Here is a 15,473-nt window from a genome sequence, read left to right on the forward strand (position 1 = left end):
GTCCGCCATGCAACACGTAAAGATTCCGCAAGACCGCATTGGCGTCCTTATCGGTGAAGGCGGTGCGACCATGCGCGAAATCGAGGAGCGTGCGGAGGTACGCCTCGACATCGACTCTGAGTCTGGCTCTGTGAAAGTCGAGTCGGTTGGCGACCCCATCGCCGGGCTGAAAGGCCCCGATGTGGTGCGCGCTATCGGTCGGGGCTTTTCCCCGGACGCGGCGCTCTCCCTGCTCAACGACGACATGATGATGTTCGACCTCATCGACATCGACGCCCACAGCCGCAACAAAAACGACATGAAACGCCAGAAGGGCCGCCTCATCGGTGAAGGCGGTCGCACCCGGCAACTGATGTCCGAACTGTCCGGTGCGGCGGTCACCATCTACGGCTCAACTCTCGGCATCATCGGTACGCCAAAACAGGTCGAAGTCGCCCGCAAAGCCGCAGAAATGCTCTTAGACGGCGCGCCCCACGGCACCGTCTACTCCTACTTAGAACGCGCCCACAACGAACTCAAAACCGAGGGCATGGAGTTCCACCGCTTCTCCGGCTAACAGTATATAAACTGTCGTTTGTTAGTCGTTCTCACACCCGCTGGCGGTGGCTCTGTGTCACGTTTTCTCAACTGGCCGCCAACAGATTTATATAGAATCGCATTCAATCTGCTGACTGATTATGGCTCAGCGAATGGGCAACCAGCCCCTCATTGTACTTTCAGAGGATAGCCAGCGCACATCCGGTCGCGATGCGCAGTCGATGAACATCACCGCCGGCAAGGCGGTCGCCGAAGCGGTACGCACCACACTCGGCCCGAAAGGGATGGACAAAATGCTCGTCGACTCCATGGGGTCGGTCGTCGTCACGAACGACGGTGTGACCATCCTCAAGGAGATGGACATTGAGCACCCTGCGGCGAACATGATCGTCGAAGTCGCCCAGACCCAAGAGGACGAAGTCGGTGACGGGACGACGACCGCCGTCGTCATCACGGGCGGCCTGCTCCAGCAGGCAGAAGACCTCTTAGAACAGGACATCCACGCGACGACCCTCGCACAGGGGTACCGTCAGGCCGCAGCCAAGTCCAAGGAAATCTTAGAGAACATCGCCATCGACGTCTCCCCAGACGACGAGGAAATTCTCACCCAAATCGCCGCGACCGCGATGACCGGCAAGGGTGCGGAGAGCGCGAAGGATACGCTCTCCTCGCTCGTCGTCGACGCCGTCCGCGCCGTCGCTGACGAAGACGGCATCGACACGGACAACATCAAAGTCGAGAAGGTCGTCGGCGGCTCCATCGACGAATCCGAACTCGTCGAAGGCGTCATCATCTCGAAGACCCGCGTCCACGACAACATGCCGTACGCCGTCGAAGACGCGAACGTCGCCGTTCTCGACCAGGCGCTCGAAATCAAGGAGACGGAAATCGACGCCGAAGTCAACGTCACCGACCCAGACCAGCTCCAGCAGTTCCTCGACCAAGAGGAAAAACAGCTGAAGGAGATGGTCGACAAGCTCAAAGCCGTCGGCGCTGACGTCGTCTTCTGCCAGAAGGGCATCGACGACATGGCCCAGCACTACCTCGCAAAGGAAGGCATCCTCGCCGCCCGGCGCGTCAAGAAGTCCGACATCAAACGCCTCGCCCGCGCAACGGGCGCTCGCGTCGTCTCCAACCTTGACGACATCGAGGAAGCAGACCTCGGCTTCGCTGGCTCCGTCGCAGAGCGCGACGTTGGCGGCAAAGACCGCATCTTCGTCGAGGACGTCAAAGAAGCGAAGTCCGTCACGCTCATCCTCCGCGGCGGCACCGAGCACGTCGTCGACGAAGTCGAGCGCGCAATCGAGGACTCCCTCGGCGTCGTCCGCGTCACGCTCGAAGACGGCAAAGTCCTGCCCGGCGGCGCAGCACCGGAGACGGAACTCGCCCTCGGTCTTCGCGACTACGCCGACTCCGTTGGTGGCCGCGAGCAGCTCGCCGTCGAAGCGTTCGCAGACGCCATCGACGTGATTCCACGCACCCTCGCAGAGAACGCTGGCCTCGACCCAATCGACAGCCTCGTCAACCTTCGCTCGAAGCACGACGCAGGCGAGACGACGACGGGCCTCGACGCCTACACCGGCGACATCATCGACATGGAAGCCGAAGGCGTCGTGGAGCCACTCCGCGTCAAGACCCAAGCGATCGAATCCGCAACCGAAGCCGCCGTCATGATCCTCCGCATCGACGACGTCATCGCGGCTGGCGACCTCTCCGGTGGCCAGGTCGACGACGACGATGACGACATGGACATGGGCGGTATGGGCGGCGGCATGGGTGGCATGGGCGGTATGGGCGGCATGGGCGGCGCAATGTAAGCTCCCCTCAAAGGAACACCATACACCCACCTCAACCCACGTCCAGTATCGCTGCGAAACCAAACGCCGATTTTTTGCTGCTCACCCGCGAGCGGAGCGTCCATCGCTCCTCGATTTCGATGTTGCGTATTTGCAAAAACGCCGCTCTCGGCGTGGGTATTTTCTGCCTCTGTGAAAAAACGCCACGCGAAATCGCCGTGCTCGGTGCCCGGTTTCGGTGGTTATTCTTCGATTTCTAAGTCGAACTGCTCGTGCTCTGCGGCGGCGTTCAGCACGACGCTCGTGTTCGACTCTTTGATTTCGGGTTCGACGAGCAGCGCCTTGATTTGCTTGTTCATGTCGTCTGTGTCCTTGAACTTGCCAATCGCGATGATGTCGTGGTCGCCGGTGACTTCGTAGACCGACACCATCTGACGGTGGGTGCGAAGCTGTTCGGTGATGTCGGGAAGCGCAGAGCCTTCGACCTTGAGCTGGATGACTGCGGTGACGCCGTAGCCGAGTTTGTCGTAGCTGACTATTGGGGTGTAGCCGGTGATGACACCCTCTTGTTCTAAGTTCTTCAGGTGATTTGAGACAGTTGTCACGGACACGTCGAGTTCGTCTGCGAGGCTGCGAAGACTGGCGCGGCCATCTTCGAGCAGCGCGTTGATGAGTTTGCTGTCGAGGTTTTCGTACGTCATATTCTCTACCACTTCCTCCTCCCATTAGAATTTTACGAATATCCAATTTTGGACGCAAATCAGAGACTTGCACCGACCATTAGTGTTTTAATGATTGAGGTAGTCCGAAGGCGTGTAAGAGAAAGATGACAAACGAAAATATTGCCACTGATGGCGGTCTTTCGGCAGAAGCACAGGCTGTTGTGGACAAAATCGAAGAAAACAATGTTGATTTCCTTCGCCTCCAGTTCACTGACATTCTCGGCACTGTGAAGAACGTCGCCGTCCCCGCCTCGCAGGCGGAGAAGGCATTTACCGAAGGCATCTATTTCGACGGTTCCTCCATTGAGGGATTCGTACGCATTCAGGAATCGGACATGCGGCTCAAGCCCGACCCAGCAACGTTTGCGATTCTCCCATGGCGCAACACCGAAGACAGCGCCTCCGGTCGCCTCATGTGCGACGTCGTCAACACCTCGAACAACGAGCCGTTCGAGGGTGACCCACGCTACGTGCTGAAGCAGGCAATCGCCCGTGCAGAGGAGATGGGCTATGAGGTAAACGCCGCGCCAGAACCGGAGTTCTTCCTGTTCGAAGAGGACGAGAACGGCCGCGCAACGACGATCACCAACGACGCTGGTGGCTACTTCGACGTTGCCCCAAAAGACCTCGCCTCTGACGTTCGCCGCGACATCATCTACGGCTTAGAGTCCATGGGCTTCGAAATCGAAGCCAGCCACCACGAGGTCGCAGAAGGCCAGCACGAAATCAACTTCGAGTACGACGACGCGCTTACCACGGCCGACAACGTCGCAACCTTCCGCATGGTCGTCCGTGCCATCGCCGCAGAACACGGCTACCACGCGACGTTCATGCCAAAGCCAATCGCCAAAATCAACGGCTCTGGGATGCACACGCATCTGTCGCTGTTCACCTCGGACGGCGAGAACGCGTTCCACGACGGCGACGACGAGTTCAGCCTCTCAGAGACGGCAAAGCAGTTCCTCGCAGGCATCCTCGAACACGCGCCTGCGGTCACGGCCGTCTGCAACCCGACGGTTAACTCATACAAGCGCCTCGTTCCCGGCTACGAAGCCCCAGTGTACGTCGCGTGGTCTGACCGCAACCGCTCTGCGCTCATCCGTCGGCCTGCCGCCCGCGTTCCGGCTGCAAGCCGCATCGAAGCGCGCTTCCCAGACCCATCGTGCAACCCGTACCTCGCATTCGCTGCGCTCATCCACGCCGGTCTCGACGGCATCGAGAAAGGCCTCGAAGCGCCCGACCCAGTCCGCGAGAACATCTACGAGTTCGACGCCGATAAACGCGCAGAGTACGGCATCGAGACGCTCCCATCCAACCTCGGTGAAGCCCTCGACGCACTCAAAGAAGACGAACTCGTCCAGGAGGCCCTTGGCGAGCACGTCTACGAGAAGTTCGTTCAGGCGAAAACTCAGGAGTACGACGACTACCGCATCTCCGTCAGCGAGTGGGAACTCGACCGCTACCTCGAAACGTTCTAAGGCCGAAATCCACCGGTTTTTTACTGGCGATTACTCACGAGCGGCAGCGCCAACAGTCCCGCGATGACGGCGGCGTTGCCGAGGAGCGAGGCAACCAGTATCTCCGACACGGTCGTCGTGAGCGCGAGCAAGAGGCCGAGGACGGGCAGCCCGATGACGGCGGTGATGTAGGCTTCGCGTCTGGTCGGCGTGCGGTCGAGTCGTGGCGAGACGGCCTGCCAGGTGAACACGCCGCCAACTGTGGCTCCGACCGCGGCGGCTCCTTCGACCCCGAACCCAGTCGTCACGAACGCGATGGCCGCAAATCCGGAAGCAATCCAGAAGGCGAGTCGCGGGTCTTCGCCCGTGATGCGCCGTTCTGCGAGCAGGTAGGCCGCCCCGAGGGTGATTCCGGCGAGGATATCCACTAAGTAGTGGACGCCGAGGATGAGCCGCGACAGCGAGATGAGCGCGACGATGCCCGCCGCGGTTGCGAGTCGGCGGCGAAACGTACTCACGGTGAGGGTGAGCGCGAGGCCGCCCCAGACGACGGTCGAGCCGAGGGCGTGGCCGCTCGGGAAGCCGTAGCCGTCAGAGACCGCGAGCCACTCATAGGCGGCGTGGTAGGTCTGTGGGATGAACTGGCTGCCGGGCACGACGTCCGGCGCGGGTGGGCGCGGCAGGGCGAACAGCCCTTTGAGCGCGAGGGTGAGCGAGAGCGCGCCGAGTGTGAGTGCGATGACGTAGGCCATCTTCTCTCGGTTGACGCCGTCGCGCCAGAGCGGGGTTCGCGGCCCGAGCCAGTAGAGCACGGAGAGGACGACGAAGTAAAACCAGAGGTCACCGAGTTGGGTGACCAGCGCGAACAGCGGTATCAGTACCTCGGGGATGAGGGCACGCAAAAAGTCGAGTTCGCCAAAGCCTCTGGTCATCTGTCTTGTCGCCACGCGCTGTAGCGGTCACGCACCCGGCCGGGGACGTTGACCGCGTTCCCGACGAGGCCGACGCCGAGCATCACGACGTAGAGGCCGAGCGTCGAGAGCCAGACGACGAGCATCGCGAGGATGGCCCAGCCACCGGAGAGGTAGAAAAACGCCCCGAGGGTCATGACGGTGCCGTAGAGCAACACGAGATACGGTCCCCAGCCACGGGCGTGGCCTCGGCGCATTCGGCCGCGAACGTAGCGTTCGAGGTCGCTTTCGACTTCGTCGCGCGTGACCGTCCGCTGTTCGATTTCCTCCTCGAACGCTTCTAAGTCCGCGCGAAGCGCGGCAAGCTCGTCGGAAACCGATTCGGGGGCCGTCTTTGTGTCGTCGCGTTCGTCGGTCATGCTCGCAGGTTGTCGCTTGTCACGTCGTGGGCCGCCTTTGTGTAACTGCCGGTCTTTCGGTGCGCCGGTTCGCCCGGCGAGAACGGCGTTGATGACCGCCCCAGCGAGCAAGACGATGCTCCCGAGATAGAACAGCGTCACGAGCAACAACACCGCGCCGATGATGCCGTAGGCCTGAAACTGCTCTGCTTGCCCGGCGTAGATGCGAAAGCCGGTCTGGAGGACGGTCCAGCCAACCGCGGCGAACACCGCGCCCGGCAGCGCTTCACGGAGTGAAACGTCTCCCGCGGGCAAAAAGTAGTACAGCGGCACGAACGCCACCGCGAGGACGATGACGAGCGCGAACGGGCCGACGAGCTGGAGGACGGGCAGGCCGGTGAACGCGATTGCCGCGCCGACGGCGGCGGTGAGCATAAGGCCGCCCGCGACCGCGATGAGCGTCACGAGGCCGTTTTTCACCTGTGCGACGATGGAGTCGGGCAGCGCGCTGTCGTAGACGCTCGAAAAGGCGATGTCGAGGGCGCGAAAGATTTTGAGGCCGCTCCACAGCAGGAAGCCAATGCCGATGATGGTCGCGCCACCCCGTCCGGCCGCGCCGGTGAGCGCGGCGGCGATGAGGGCTTCACCGTCCGAAGAGAGCATCCCCGAGAGCGCACCGACGATTGCTTCGCTGAATGCCTCTCCACCGAACAGCGACCCGAGGGCGAGCGTGAGCAACAACAACGGGATGAGCGAGATAAAGGCGTAGTAGGCGAGGCTGGCTGCCAGAAACGTAATCTGCTGGTCTTGTGCCTCGCGGACGATGGCCTTCCCAGTGGTAGCAATGGTTTCGGCGCGTTGATTCACAGTTCGTCAATTCGTCAACGACTACAAAAAACTCGGTGGCCGCTCGGGTTCGACGTGGCCGTTGGTCACGGCGTTGTACACCACGCCAAGGAGGAGAAAGATAGCGCCGAGATACAGCCACGTCAGCACGACGAGGGCGATTCCCGCCGCACTGTAGAGTCGTGCCTGCCCGATGGTCGTGATGTAGAGGCGAAACACGAGGAACAACAGCGCCCACGACACGGCGGCCATGAGCGCGCCGGGGAGCGCCTCACCCAGTGGAACCGTCCCCTTCGGGAAGATGTGAAACAGTGGGAGGAACACGAGCGAGAGTCCGGGGACGAGGAGCAGCGGGCCGAGATACCGCCAGAACGCGGCGTCGAAGTGAACCGCGAGGGCGAACCCCATCCCGAGGATGAGCGCAACCGCGCCGGTCACGGTGATGAACGCGAGCGTGATGTTCTGGATGCGGTCTGCAATGCCGTGTTTTTCGCGGTCGCCGTAGAGTTCGACGAACACCGAATCGAGTCCGCGAAACAGCCGGAGCGACGACCAAAAGAGGACGATGCCGGAGAGGGCCGTTGCCCGTGTTCGCCCCGCGGCGTTCATCACCATCGACCGAATCTGTTCTGACTGTGCCGGGAGCGCCTTCGAAAGGACACTCTCGATGACAAAGGCGGCGAAACCGTCGCCACCCCACTTCGTGAGCGCGATGATACAGAGGAGCGCGAATGGGATGAACGAGGCGACGGCGAAGTAGGCGAGACTCGCGGCTTTGACGTTCAACTGTTTTTCTTTCGCCACGGTCACGACTGCTTTCACCGTGTGGAGGGCGGCCATTCGATAGATACTCCGTTACCGATGGGACCTTTCAAGGGTTGTGGCCACACCCTGCGATTCTTGACAGTTCGCATCGAACGAAGCAGCATGGATGGGGCTCAGCGAAACAGCCGTCGGGCAATCGCTGGGTGAACGGTTCAAGAACTGAACGGCTCGCGGGCGGCCTGCTCGATTTCCGCAATCGTCGCGTCGGTGTGGAAGGTGGTGCCGCCGTAGTGTGCTCGTCGCGCGTCGTAGCCAGCGTCACGGAGTACGTCGAGGAAGTCGTCCATCGCAGGGGCCGAAACGCCCCACTGCTTGCAGACTTTGTGCTGGTCGAAGTGGAAGGGAACGTTGAGTTCGTCTTCGACGGTTGCGAGCATGCGTTCGGCTTTTTTCGCTCGCCCCATCTCCTCGCTGAGGTGGTCGCGGACGGCCGCGGTGAAGTGTGGATCGCGGATGCTTCCGAGCCAGACGGGGCCTGCGCTCACCATGCCCGTCTCGCAGTTCGGGCACGCCTCGGGTGGGTGGGCGATGAGGCCCTGTTCCCACTCGCGGTGCATGCACTCGTTGCAGTGGTGGACGTAGCCAAGTTCATCGACGGCGTGGTTCGCGTCCGTGGCGCGGGGGCTGCATTCGAGATACACACGGACGTAGTGGCGGGTGACGTGGCTCAGGATGGGGGTGACGCCCACGTCGTAGCGGGCGGCGGTGCGAGCGAGCATCGAGAGGAGGATGCGCAGCCCCATCTCGGCGTGGTAATCGGTGTTTCGCGGCACCGCAGAGTACTTGCGGACGCCGGAGTTGAAGTGTGCGCCACAGAGCGGAGCCGTGTCGGTAGCGGTCACGCAGACGAGATTTCGCGCGCTGTTGAACGCGGCGTCTGCGAAGGGCGTGGGCGTCCCGAACGGGTCTACGTCCACGACGTCGAAGCGTTCTTCGTGCATCAGTGCGTTCGCATTTCGACGGACGGCAGTTCCCGTGAGATCGTTTCGCGCGAAGTTTTCCTCACAGAGCGCAACGGCGTCATCGTCTACGTCACAGCAGGTGACCTCCCAGCCGTCGTTCGCCGCGCGGACGCCGCGAATCCCGCTCGCGGCGGTGGCGTCTAAGTAGGAACTCGCGTACTCGTTTCGCTCGGCGTAGGCTCTGAGGACGGCGATGGTGATGTCACGGTTCAACTCCTGATTTGGATTGAAGAACACGGCGTCCTCTATCGAGTCGCCTGACTGTTCTGGTACGGCGACCTCGATGTCCCCTTCCCGGACGTGCATATCTGTTCTCGCCGGTGGTAGACGAAAAGGGACACGCTCTCGGGGCGAGTGAACAATATTTTCTTCCTCCACCCGTGAGCACGGCTATGGGCCGGACCGTCCAGACGAGTCTGTACGCGGGGGTGCTGTTCAGTGTCCTTGCCGCGCTCGCGTGGGCGTCCGGCAACCCGTTCATCTTCCCGAGTCTCGGTCCTTCCGCGTTCATGCTCGCGGCCGATGATGACACGCTCTCGCCCCGTCGCGTCGTCGGTGGCCACCTCGTCGGCGCGCTTTCCGGCCTCGTCTCCTATATGCTTCTCGCAGGCGGCGTCACCATCACGGCCACCTTTGCTCCGGCGTCGCTCGCGGGGGGACAGCTCGTCGCAAGCGCGATTCTGTCGATTATCCTCACGAGCATCGGGATGTTCGAAACCGACACCGTCCATGCCCCGGCGTGTGCGACGACCCTCATCGTCTCGCTTGGTGTGCTTTCCTCGCCTGAAGAAGCCGCGCTCATGGTCGGAAGCGTTGCGGTGCTCGTGGCGACCCACCTCGTTTTCACGCGGTCTGTCGGATGGGTCGACGCACGCACGACGAGCCAGACCTAACCCGGCCATCGCATGGGTTTTTGGTGCGCGACCCGTAGGGAACCTCGTGAACGCGGTCGAACGGTGGCAGGCCGATTTAGCAGAGTCCGGAGCGCTCGCTCCGCCCATCGTCGACCGCATTATCTCGATACACGGCTCGCGCGGGGTGCGCGCCATCGAAGCCGTCTCGGAACTCAGAGTCAAACAGTACCGCGACTTCACCGTCGTCGTTGGCCACGAAGACGAGTACGTAATCGAGGGGCGCGCTTGCGAGTGTCAGGACGCGGCGTTCAACCTCGATAAAGCCGATCCAGAACAACTCTGCTGGCACGTCCTCGCCGCAGAAATCGCCCGCCGTATCGACATGGTGGACGACCATGACATGTGGTACTCGGACGTGCGCGAATTTTTGTAATCAGTCTGCGATGCAGATGTCCACGAAGTTTTTGAGGATACGGAGTCCCGCCTCTCCGCTCTTCTCGGGGTGGAACTGCGTGCCGAAGACGTTGCCCGCTTCGTTTGCGATGATGGCGGGGAACTCGATGCCGTAGTCGGTGGTCGCCACAACCGCGTCCTCGGCGTCGGGGACGGCGTAGTACGAGTGGACGAAGTAGGCGTATTCGCCATCGACGCCTTCCACGAGTGGGTGGTCGCGTTTCACGGTGAGTTGGTTCCAGCCCATGTGGGGTACCTTCTGGCCCTCGCGGAACTTTACGTTGTTTCCGGGGATGAAGTCAAGGCCGGTCACCTCGCCCTGTCCGGCGCGGTCTGCCTCCTCGCTCGCGGTGAGGAGCATCTGCATCCCGAGACAAATCCCGAAGACGGGCTGGCCGCGATCTGCGGCGGCGCGGAGTGCCTCGCGGTAGGGGCCTGCGTTCTCGACGCCCTCGCGGAACGCGCCGACGCCGGGGAGGACGATGCCGTCTGCGTCGGCAAACCGGTCGGGGTCGTCGGTGATTTCGACCGCCGCCCCGGCGCGTTCTAGCCCGCGGGTGACGCTTCTGAGGTTGCCAAGACCGTAGTCCACGACGACGATGTCCGCCATCGCCGTCTGCTGTGGGGCACGCTGGCTCATACGTGAAGGTTCGCGGTGCAGAACAAGTCGCTTTCCGTTGCGGTGGGTTCTGCGCTCGTCAGAAGTCGCCGAGGCGTTTTTGCCCGCCCGTGTCGGTGGTGAACTCCGCGGCCTTCGTGAGCGTCTCGACGAAGGTGTCGGTCTGGTTGCGGTCGTACAACGTCGCCGCTGGATGTACCGAAATGAGGATGCGTCGGGGCTTTCCGGCGATGGCTTTGTCCACGAGACTCCCGGCCTCGCTCGTCACCGCGACCGACCGCCCCAAGAGGTGTTCTGAGGGAACTTTCCCGAGCGTGACGACGAGTTCGGGGTCAACGCGGTCGATTTCTGTCTCTAAATACTCACGGCAGTTTGCGAGTTCCTCTTTGCGAGGGTTGCGGTTGTCCGGTGGGCGACAACGCACGCAGTTGGTGATACGGACGATCTCGCGTTCTAAGCCCACATCGCGGAGGGTGTCAGAGAGGACGGTTCCGCTCCGTCCGACGAAGGGTTCGCCCTGTTCGTCCTCCTGTGCGCCGGGGCCTTCGCCCACGAACAGAATGTCCGCGTCCGCCGGGCCGACACCGTTCACGATTTGCGACCGACACTCCACGAGGTCGGGGCACTTCGTACACTCGGTGACGGTGAGGCCGTCCATTTTTCCCATTGGCAGACTCTGGGCGAGCGGGCTACTTAATTCTCCCACTCGTCGGCCGCCCGTGCCGCGAGTCTGGCCACCCGGAGCGGTTCTGGCCGCCCGCCTTCGGGCGTGAACCCGCGGACGACTTCGGCGGCTTCCTCGGGGGAACAGCCGACCGACCGCACCCACACCGTCTCCGTGCCCACTGAGAGTTCGTGGCGCGGCGGTTGGGCGTCGTAGATTGCCATGCGCGCCGCTAACTCGTCGCCCGAGAAGGCGTCTCGGAGGCCCTGTTCAAGTCCGTCGCTGGCTTCGTAGGTCACAGAGATGACCGGTCGCCCGGTTTCCTCGTGCACCCGGTGTAAGTCCACGAGGTTGTACCATGCGAGTGCGATACCAGAAATCATGACGTAGCGTACGTCTTCGCGGTCGAGGCGCTCGTAGAGGGTACAGAGTGCTTCTGTGGCGTCGAGGCCGCCGACCGTACACGTCTCGAAAGAAAAGCCGTCGACGACGCGGCTGGCGCGTGTGACGACGCCAGCCAGCGTACTTCGCTCATTGCGGAACGACTCGGCGATGCCGAGCGCCCGCACGCCCTGTTTCACTGCTCCTTTATTTCCTGTAACCGGTCGAGCAGTTCGTCCGAAGACGCGCCGTTTTCGTAGTCGATGCTTCCATTGTGGTGTGCATCGCTGGTCGCTACAGCTTCACCAGCTTCTTCGTCACTATCAACCTCTTGTCGTGACTGCTCGGTTTCATCGTAGCTCCCAAATCCCATACTGGACCATTGTGGATTCACGCGGAAAAAGGCCACGACAACTGTTGTATTCTGAACAACTCTGTTCGCGCTGTCGAACAATCATCTTTCGTGACGAAAGCCGTCGCGTCTCTCACTTGCCTCCCCCGGTAGCCTCAAGAACCCCCGGGTCCACGGGTTTGTATGCACGTTATCAATATCACCGAAGACGCGGAGGCGTTCACCTCTAACGTCTACCTCGTCATCGGTGAGCGGACGGTGCTCGTCGACGCAGGTGCGATGGATGGCGTCGTAGAAGCCGTCCGCGAGCACACAGACCACCTCGATGCGGTCGTGCTCACCCACCAGCACGGCGACCACGTCGCAAAGCTGGACGCGGTTCTCGACGCGTTCGACTGTGAGTGTTACGCCTACGGCGAACACGACCTGCGAACCCACCACTTAGACGACGGCGAGACTGTCGAAATTGGCGACGAGTCGTTCGAGGCCATCTACACGCCGGGTCACGCTGCAGACCACATCTCTCTCGTGAGCAATTCGACCATCTTCTCTGGCGACGTGGTCGTTCACAACGACGCCGCCTTCGACTACGGCAGCTTCGGGCGCACGGACATGCCCGGCCAGTCGCGCGAACGCCTCATCGAGAGCATCAAAGAGATTCTCGAGCGCCTCCCCGAAGGCGTCGAACACATGTACTCGGGCCACGGCGACGAGTTCCACGGCGACGTGCGCGATGTCATCGAGACGGCGCTCTCTCGGGCAGAACAGCGCAAGTCGAAGTACCCCGAATAACCGCGCCGAGCAACTTTTTTGGGTCAGTTCTGCGTCCTGAGCGTCATGCCTGGCGCACTTTACATGGAAGGCGACGGCCTGTCGCTCTATACCATCGAAGAAGCCGATCTCGAATTTCTCCGCGACACAATCAATCACCCGCAGGTTCGCCCAACGCTCTACAGTCGCGCGCCCATCAATCTCAAGCAGGAAACGAAGTATTTCGAAGAGAGCATCTCAGCAGAGACTGCCGCAAACCTCCTGATTTGTGTCGATGGCGAACGCGCCGGAACCATTGGCCTCGGCCCGTTTGAGGCGGGAGACGGGAACGCAGAAATCGGCCTATTTCTCGCCCCCGAGTTCTGGGGGTCGGGCCACGGCACCGAAGCGAGTCGATTAATGACCGACTACGCCTTCCGCGAACGCGGCCTCCACCGCGTCTACGCGGACGTACTCGCGCCGAACGAGGCGTCTGCACGCATCTGGCAGGGCCTCGGCTATCGGCACGAAGGGACGTTCGAAGAAGCGGCGATTCTGGACGGCGAGCGCGTCGCAATCGAGCGTTACGCCATCCTTGGCCGTGAGTGGCAGCCTTAGGCTGCGCGCCGTTCTTTGCTCTTCGGTCGAAGCCTTGCGTAGCCGCATTTGCGGCATTTCTCTGCGCGTTTTGGGTTTCGTGCGTTACACCGCATGCAGATCATCTTTTCGAGAATCCGCTTTTCCGCGGCTTCAAAGCTGGCCATACTGGCGGGTTACCGCCTGTGGCGGTTAAAAGTTTCCGAGTTGCCCCGGACTCACTCGCCGCGGTCTAAGTACTCGTCTTGCACCGCGACGATTTCCGTCGAATCGGCACACTCGGCATAGCGCCGGAGCGGTTCCTCGTTCAGTTCGAGGAAGGTGTGGCCCCACCGGAACTTAGAGAGGATGTCTTCTGCGTGCTCGCGCTCGCCAAGAATCGTAAGTCCGGCGGCGAACGCCTCGACCGTGTTCAACTGGAACGGCTTGCCGTAGTTCACCGGGTTCGCGGCGACGAGGAAGGGCAGGGCACGGTGTTCGCCGCGCATGGTGAACATCGCCTCTCCCGCCGTTTCCCACGAGCAGTCGAGCGCGACGAGGTTCGTGTGCTCGGCGTCCGCAGGCGAGAGCGCCTGCTCTGCGTGGGGGTTCAAGATAACGCCGTAGGGCGTTGCCCGCGCCGAGCGATGTAGCTCACAGCGGTCGAACCGTGCGAGTTTGCGGGCGGTACACTTCTTCGGGTCGTCGTCGCCCTCGTAGCGGACGTGCAGCTTCACTGCTCGCCGGTAGGTGGTGAGAAAGTAAAGGCGCTCCGTTCAGTCGTCGCCGGGGGCTGGGTTCTCGCCATCTTCGCGCACGTCGATTTTTACGCCCGCGGAGTCTCGGTTCTCACCGAACCCGGCGGAGAGGACGCGAATGAGCGCGTCTTCTACCTTCTCGTCTACCTCCTCGAAGCGGTCAGACTCCGCTTCGATGACGAAGCCAGTCGTGATGTTCGGAGAGGTCGGTAAAAAGAGCACTTCGCGGCCATCAGGAGCGATTTTTCCCGTCTTGAACGCGGTCATCCGAAGCCCGTCCCACGTCTCGACTTTCACGGGCTTTTGGAGGTCTTCGGTGCCGGTCAGCGCGGTTTCAATTGCCATCTTCGAGGCGTTGTAGACGATGCGAAGGCCCGGCAGTCGATTCATGAGCCCGTCGATGGTCTCCTCTACGAAGCTCCCGAATGCGGTTCGCATCAGGTAGCCCACTGCGAGGACGAACAGCGAAAAGACGAGGAGCGTCAGAATGACGCCGAGCCAGATTGGTTGGATGTTGGCAACGCCTGAAATCGACGCAATCAGAATGTACAGTCGGAAGACCACGTACGCCACGACGAGGATAGGGATGAGGACGACCAGGCCACTGGCCATGTCGCGTTTCCAGGAGGCCATTTAGCGTACCAACACGCCCCACGATTATCAGCCCTTTCCTTCGCACCTCTCGGTTCAGCGACCAACAATCGCCCGCACCGCGAACAGCAGGTTCTCCTTTCGCTCCATCACGCGGCGGTAGAAATACTGCGCCCAGCGGTCGCCGTAGGGGACGTACTGCCACACGTCGTACTCTTCTGCGAGGTCGTACTGCGCGTCGGTGCGGACGCCCATCAGCATCTGAATCTCGAAATCCGTGCCGTACTCGTCGTGGAGTTCCTTTGCGTAGGCAATCATCTCGGGGTCGTGGCTCCCGACGGCGATGCCGCCCTCGAACTCCTCGAACATGAACTGCAGGTACTCCTTGTACGCACGATTCACCGCGGCTTTGTCCTTGTACGCGATTTCTTTTGGTTCGTCGTACGCGCCCTTGACGAGTCGAATCTTCCCTGGGACGTCGGCGAGGCGTTCTAAGTCCTCGCGCGTGCGCTTCAGGTTCGCCTGAATCGCAAGCCCGACGCCACCTTCGTGTTTGCGCGCGAGGCTCTCGAACACGTCGAGGGTGTCGTCGGTCGTCGTGTGGTCTTCCATATCTAACCAGACGAACACACCCTTCGGCGCGGCGTGGTCAACGATACGCGTGACGTTTTCTGCGAACACGTCCGCGCCGAAGTCGATGCCCACCTGCGAGGGCTTTACCGAGATACACGCATCGAGATTCGCCGCGGCGATGTCGTCCACGAGGTCGATGTACACGTCTGCGTCCGCGTCTGCCTCTGCGCGCTCCGCATAGTGTTCACCAAGGAGATTGAGAATGGCCTTTACCCCCCGTTGATTGAGCGTTCGCGCGTGGTCGAGGGCTGTCGCCTCCGTCTCCCCTGCCACGAATTTGCTCGCGATGGGCGGAATCATACCGGCACTTTTTGCGCTCCCCTATTCAGAATGTTGCTTTTCGTCTGTGACAGATGAAAACCACCCCCGATTAAGGTAGCCGCCCGAG

The 15,473-nt window shown here is 61.6% G+C and carries 20 protein-coding genes; 7 read left to right on the forward strand and 13 right to left on the reverse strand.

Going from position 1 to position 15,473, the window contains the following annotated elements:
* Positions 1–7: 7 nt before the first annotated feature.
* Together V5N13_RS09655 and thsA are read left to right on the forward strand one after the other, a co-directional pair.
* Positions 8–556 carry a KH domain-containing protein gene (locus tag V5N13_RS09655; protein WP_336360590.1) on the forward strand — a complete coding sequence of 183 codons (549 nt, stop codon included), beginning with the start codon at positions 8–10 and terminating at the stop codon, positions 554–556.
* Positions 557–689: 133 nt separating this feature from the next.
* The gene (gene thsA, locus V5N13_RS09660) at positions 690–2,354 is read left to right on the forward strand and encodes a thermosome subunit alpha (RefSeq protein ID WP_332900066.1); all 1,665 of its coding nucleotides are present in this window, start codon (positions 690–692) and stop codon (positions 2,352–2,354) included.
* A gap of 221 nt (positions 2,355–2,575) precedes the next feature.
* On the opposite strand, the gene lrp is transcribed toward thsA, so the two are convergent.
* Complete coding sequence (lrp, locus tag V5N13_RS09665; protein WP_332897699.1) at positions 2,576–3,046, reverse strand: HTH-type transcriptional regulator Lrp; 471 nt, start codon at positions 3,044–3,046, stop codon at positions 2,576–2,578.
* A gap of 113 nt (positions 3,047–3,159) precedes the next feature.
* Between lrp and glnA the strand changes: the two genes are divergently transcribed.
* Complete coding sequence (glnA, locus tag V5N13_RS09670) at positions 3,160–4,533, forward strand: type I glutamate--ammonia ligase (RefSeq protein ID WP_332897700.1); 1,374 nt, start codon at positions 3,160–3,162, stop codon at positions 4,531–4,533.
* 20 nt (positions 4,534–4,553) lie between these two features.
* Here glnA and V5N13_RS09675 read toward each other — a convergent pair whose 3' ends face one another.
* The 4 genes from V5N13_RS09675 to V5N13_RS09690 form a co-directional block, all read right to left on the reverse strand.
* Positions 4,554–5,444, reverse strand: a complete 891-nt coding sequence (locus tag V5N13_RS09675; RefSeq protein ID WP_336360591.1) for a phosphatase PAP2 family protein — start codon at positions 5,442–5,444, stop codon at positions 4,554–4,556.
* A complete protein-coding gene (locus V5N13_RS09680; protein ID WP_336360592.1) occupies positions 5,441–6,688 on the reverse strand; it encodes a YihY/virulence factor BrkB family protein in 1,248 nt (415 codons plus the stop codon). Before V5N13_RS09680 ends, V5N13_RS09675 begins: the two co-directional genes overlap by 4 nt.
* 21 nt (positions 6,689–6,709) lie before the next feature.
* Positions 6,710–7,507 (reverse strand): YihY/virulence factor BrkB family protein, encoded by a 798-nt coding sequence (locus tag V5N13_RS09685; RefSeq protein ID WP_336360593.1) that lies wholly within the window; start codon positions 7,505–7,507, stop codon positions 6,710–6,712.
* A gap of 137 nt (positions 7,508–7,644) precedes the next feature.
* On the reverse strand, positions 7,645–8,760 hold the full coding sequence (locus V5N13_RS09690) for a tRNA (guanine(26)-N(2))-dimethyltransferase (protein ID WP_336360594.1): 1,116 nt from the start codon (positions 8,758–8,760) through the stop codon (positions 7,645–7,647).
* 86 nt (positions 8,761–8,846) lie between these two features.
* Between V5N13_RS09690 and V5N13_RS09695 the strand changes: the two genes are divergently transcribed.
* Together V5N13_RS09695 and V5N13_RS09700 are read left to right on the forward strand one after the other, a co-directional pair.
* Positions 8,847–9,347 carry an HPP family protein gene (locus V5N13_RS09695; protein ID WP_336360595.1) on the forward strand — a complete coding sequence of 167 codons (501 nt, stop codon included), beginning with the start codon at positions 8,847–8,849 and terminating at the stop codon, positions 9,345–9,347.
* Between the two features lie 46 nt (positions 9,348–9,393).
* Complete coding sequence (locus V5N13_RS09700) at positions 9,394–9,741, forward strand: hypothetical protein (protein ID WP_332897706.1); 348 nt, start codon at positions 9,394–9,396, stop codon at positions 9,739–9,741.
* Here V5N13_RS09700 and hisH read toward each other — a convergent pair whose 3' ends face one another.
* From hisH to V5N13_RS09720, 4 genes are read right to left on the reverse strand one after another with little or no spacing between them, the layout of a single operon-like run.
* Positions 9,742–10,401, reverse strand: coding sequence for an imidazole glycerol phosphate synthase subunit HisH (hisH, locus tag V5N13_RS09705; RefSeq protein ID WP_336360596.1), 660 nt, complete (start codon positions 10,399–10,401; stop codon positions 9,742–9,744). It lies immediately after the preceding gene.
* 58 nt (positions 10,402–10,459) lie between these two features.
* Positions 10,460–11,047 carry a uracil-DNA glycosylase gene (locus V5N13_RS09710; protein WP_336360597.1) on the reverse strand — a complete coding sequence of 196 codons (588 nt, stop codon included), beginning with the start codon at positions 11,045–11,047 and terminating at the stop codon, positions 10,460–10,462.
* Between the two features lie 26 nt (positions 11,048–11,073).
* A complete protein-coding gene (locus V5N13_RS09715) occupies positions 11,074–11,625 on the reverse strand; it encodes an endonuclease dU (protein WP_336360598.1) in 552 nt (183 codons plus the stop codon).
* Positions 11,622–11,798, reverse strand: coding sequence for a DUF5786 family protein (locus V5N13_RS09720; RefSeq protein ID WP_332897710.1), 177 nt, complete (start codon positions 11,796–11,798; stop codon positions 11,622–11,624). Before V5N13_RS09720 ends, V5N13_RS09715 begins: the two co-directional genes overlap by 4 nt.
* 162 nt (positions 11,799–11,960) lie before the next feature.
* Here V5N13_RS09720 and V5N13_RS09725 point away from each other — a divergent pair, with 162 nt between their 5' ends.
* Positions 11,961–12,569, forward strand: coding sequence for an MBL fold metallo-hydrolase (locus V5N13_RS09725; protein WP_336360599.1), 609 nt, complete (start codon positions 11,961–11,963; stop codon positions 12,567–12,569).
* Positions 12,570–12,614: 45 nt separating this feature from the next.
* The gene (locus V5N13_RS09730) at positions 12,615–13,145 is read left to right on the forward strand and encodes a GNAT family N-acetyltransferase (protein ID WP_336360600.1); all 531 of its coding nucleotides are present in this window, start codon (positions 12,615–12,617) and stop codon (positions 13,143–13,145) included.
* On the opposite strand, the gene V5N13_RS09735 is transcribed toward V5N13_RS09730, so the two are convergent.
* From V5N13_RS09735 to V5N13_RS09750, 4 genes are read right to left on the reverse strand one after another with little or no spacing between them, the layout of a single operon-like run.
* A complete protein-coding gene (locus tag V5N13_RS09735) occupies positions 13,142–13,291 on the reverse strand; it encodes a 50S ribosomal protein L40e (protein WP_332897713.1) in 150 nt (49 codons plus the stop codon). The genes V5N13_RS09730 and V5N13_RS09735 overlap by 4 nt on opposite strands.
* A 51-nt stretch (positions 13,292–13,342) precedes the next feature.
* Positions 13,343–13,840 (reverse strand): DUF367 family protein, encoded by a 498-nt coding sequence (locus tag V5N13_RS09740; protein ID WP_336360601.1) that lies wholly within the window; start codon positions 13,838–13,840, stop codon positions 13,343–13,345.
* Positions 13,841–13,879: 39 nt separating this feature from the next.
* Positions 13,880–14,494, reverse strand: a complete 615-nt coding sequence (locus tag V5N13_RS09745; protein WP_332897715.1) for a DUF502 domain-containing protein — start codon at positions 14,492–14,494, stop codon at positions 13,880–13,882.
* A 54-nt stretch (positions 14,495–14,548) separates the two neighbouring features.
* Positions 14,549–15,385 carry a proline dehydrogenase family protein gene (locus V5N13_RS09750; protein ID WP_332897716.1) on the reverse strand — a complete coding sequence of 279 codons (837 nt, stop codon included), beginning with the start codon at positions 15,383–15,385 and terminating at the stop codon, positions 14,549–14,551.
* Positions 15,386–15,473 lie beyond the last annotated feature (88 nt).

The organism is Haladaptatus sp. ZSTT2 (assembly GCF_037081775.1).
GTDB lineage: Archaea > Halobacteriota > Halobacteria > Halobacteriales > Halococcaceae > QDMS2.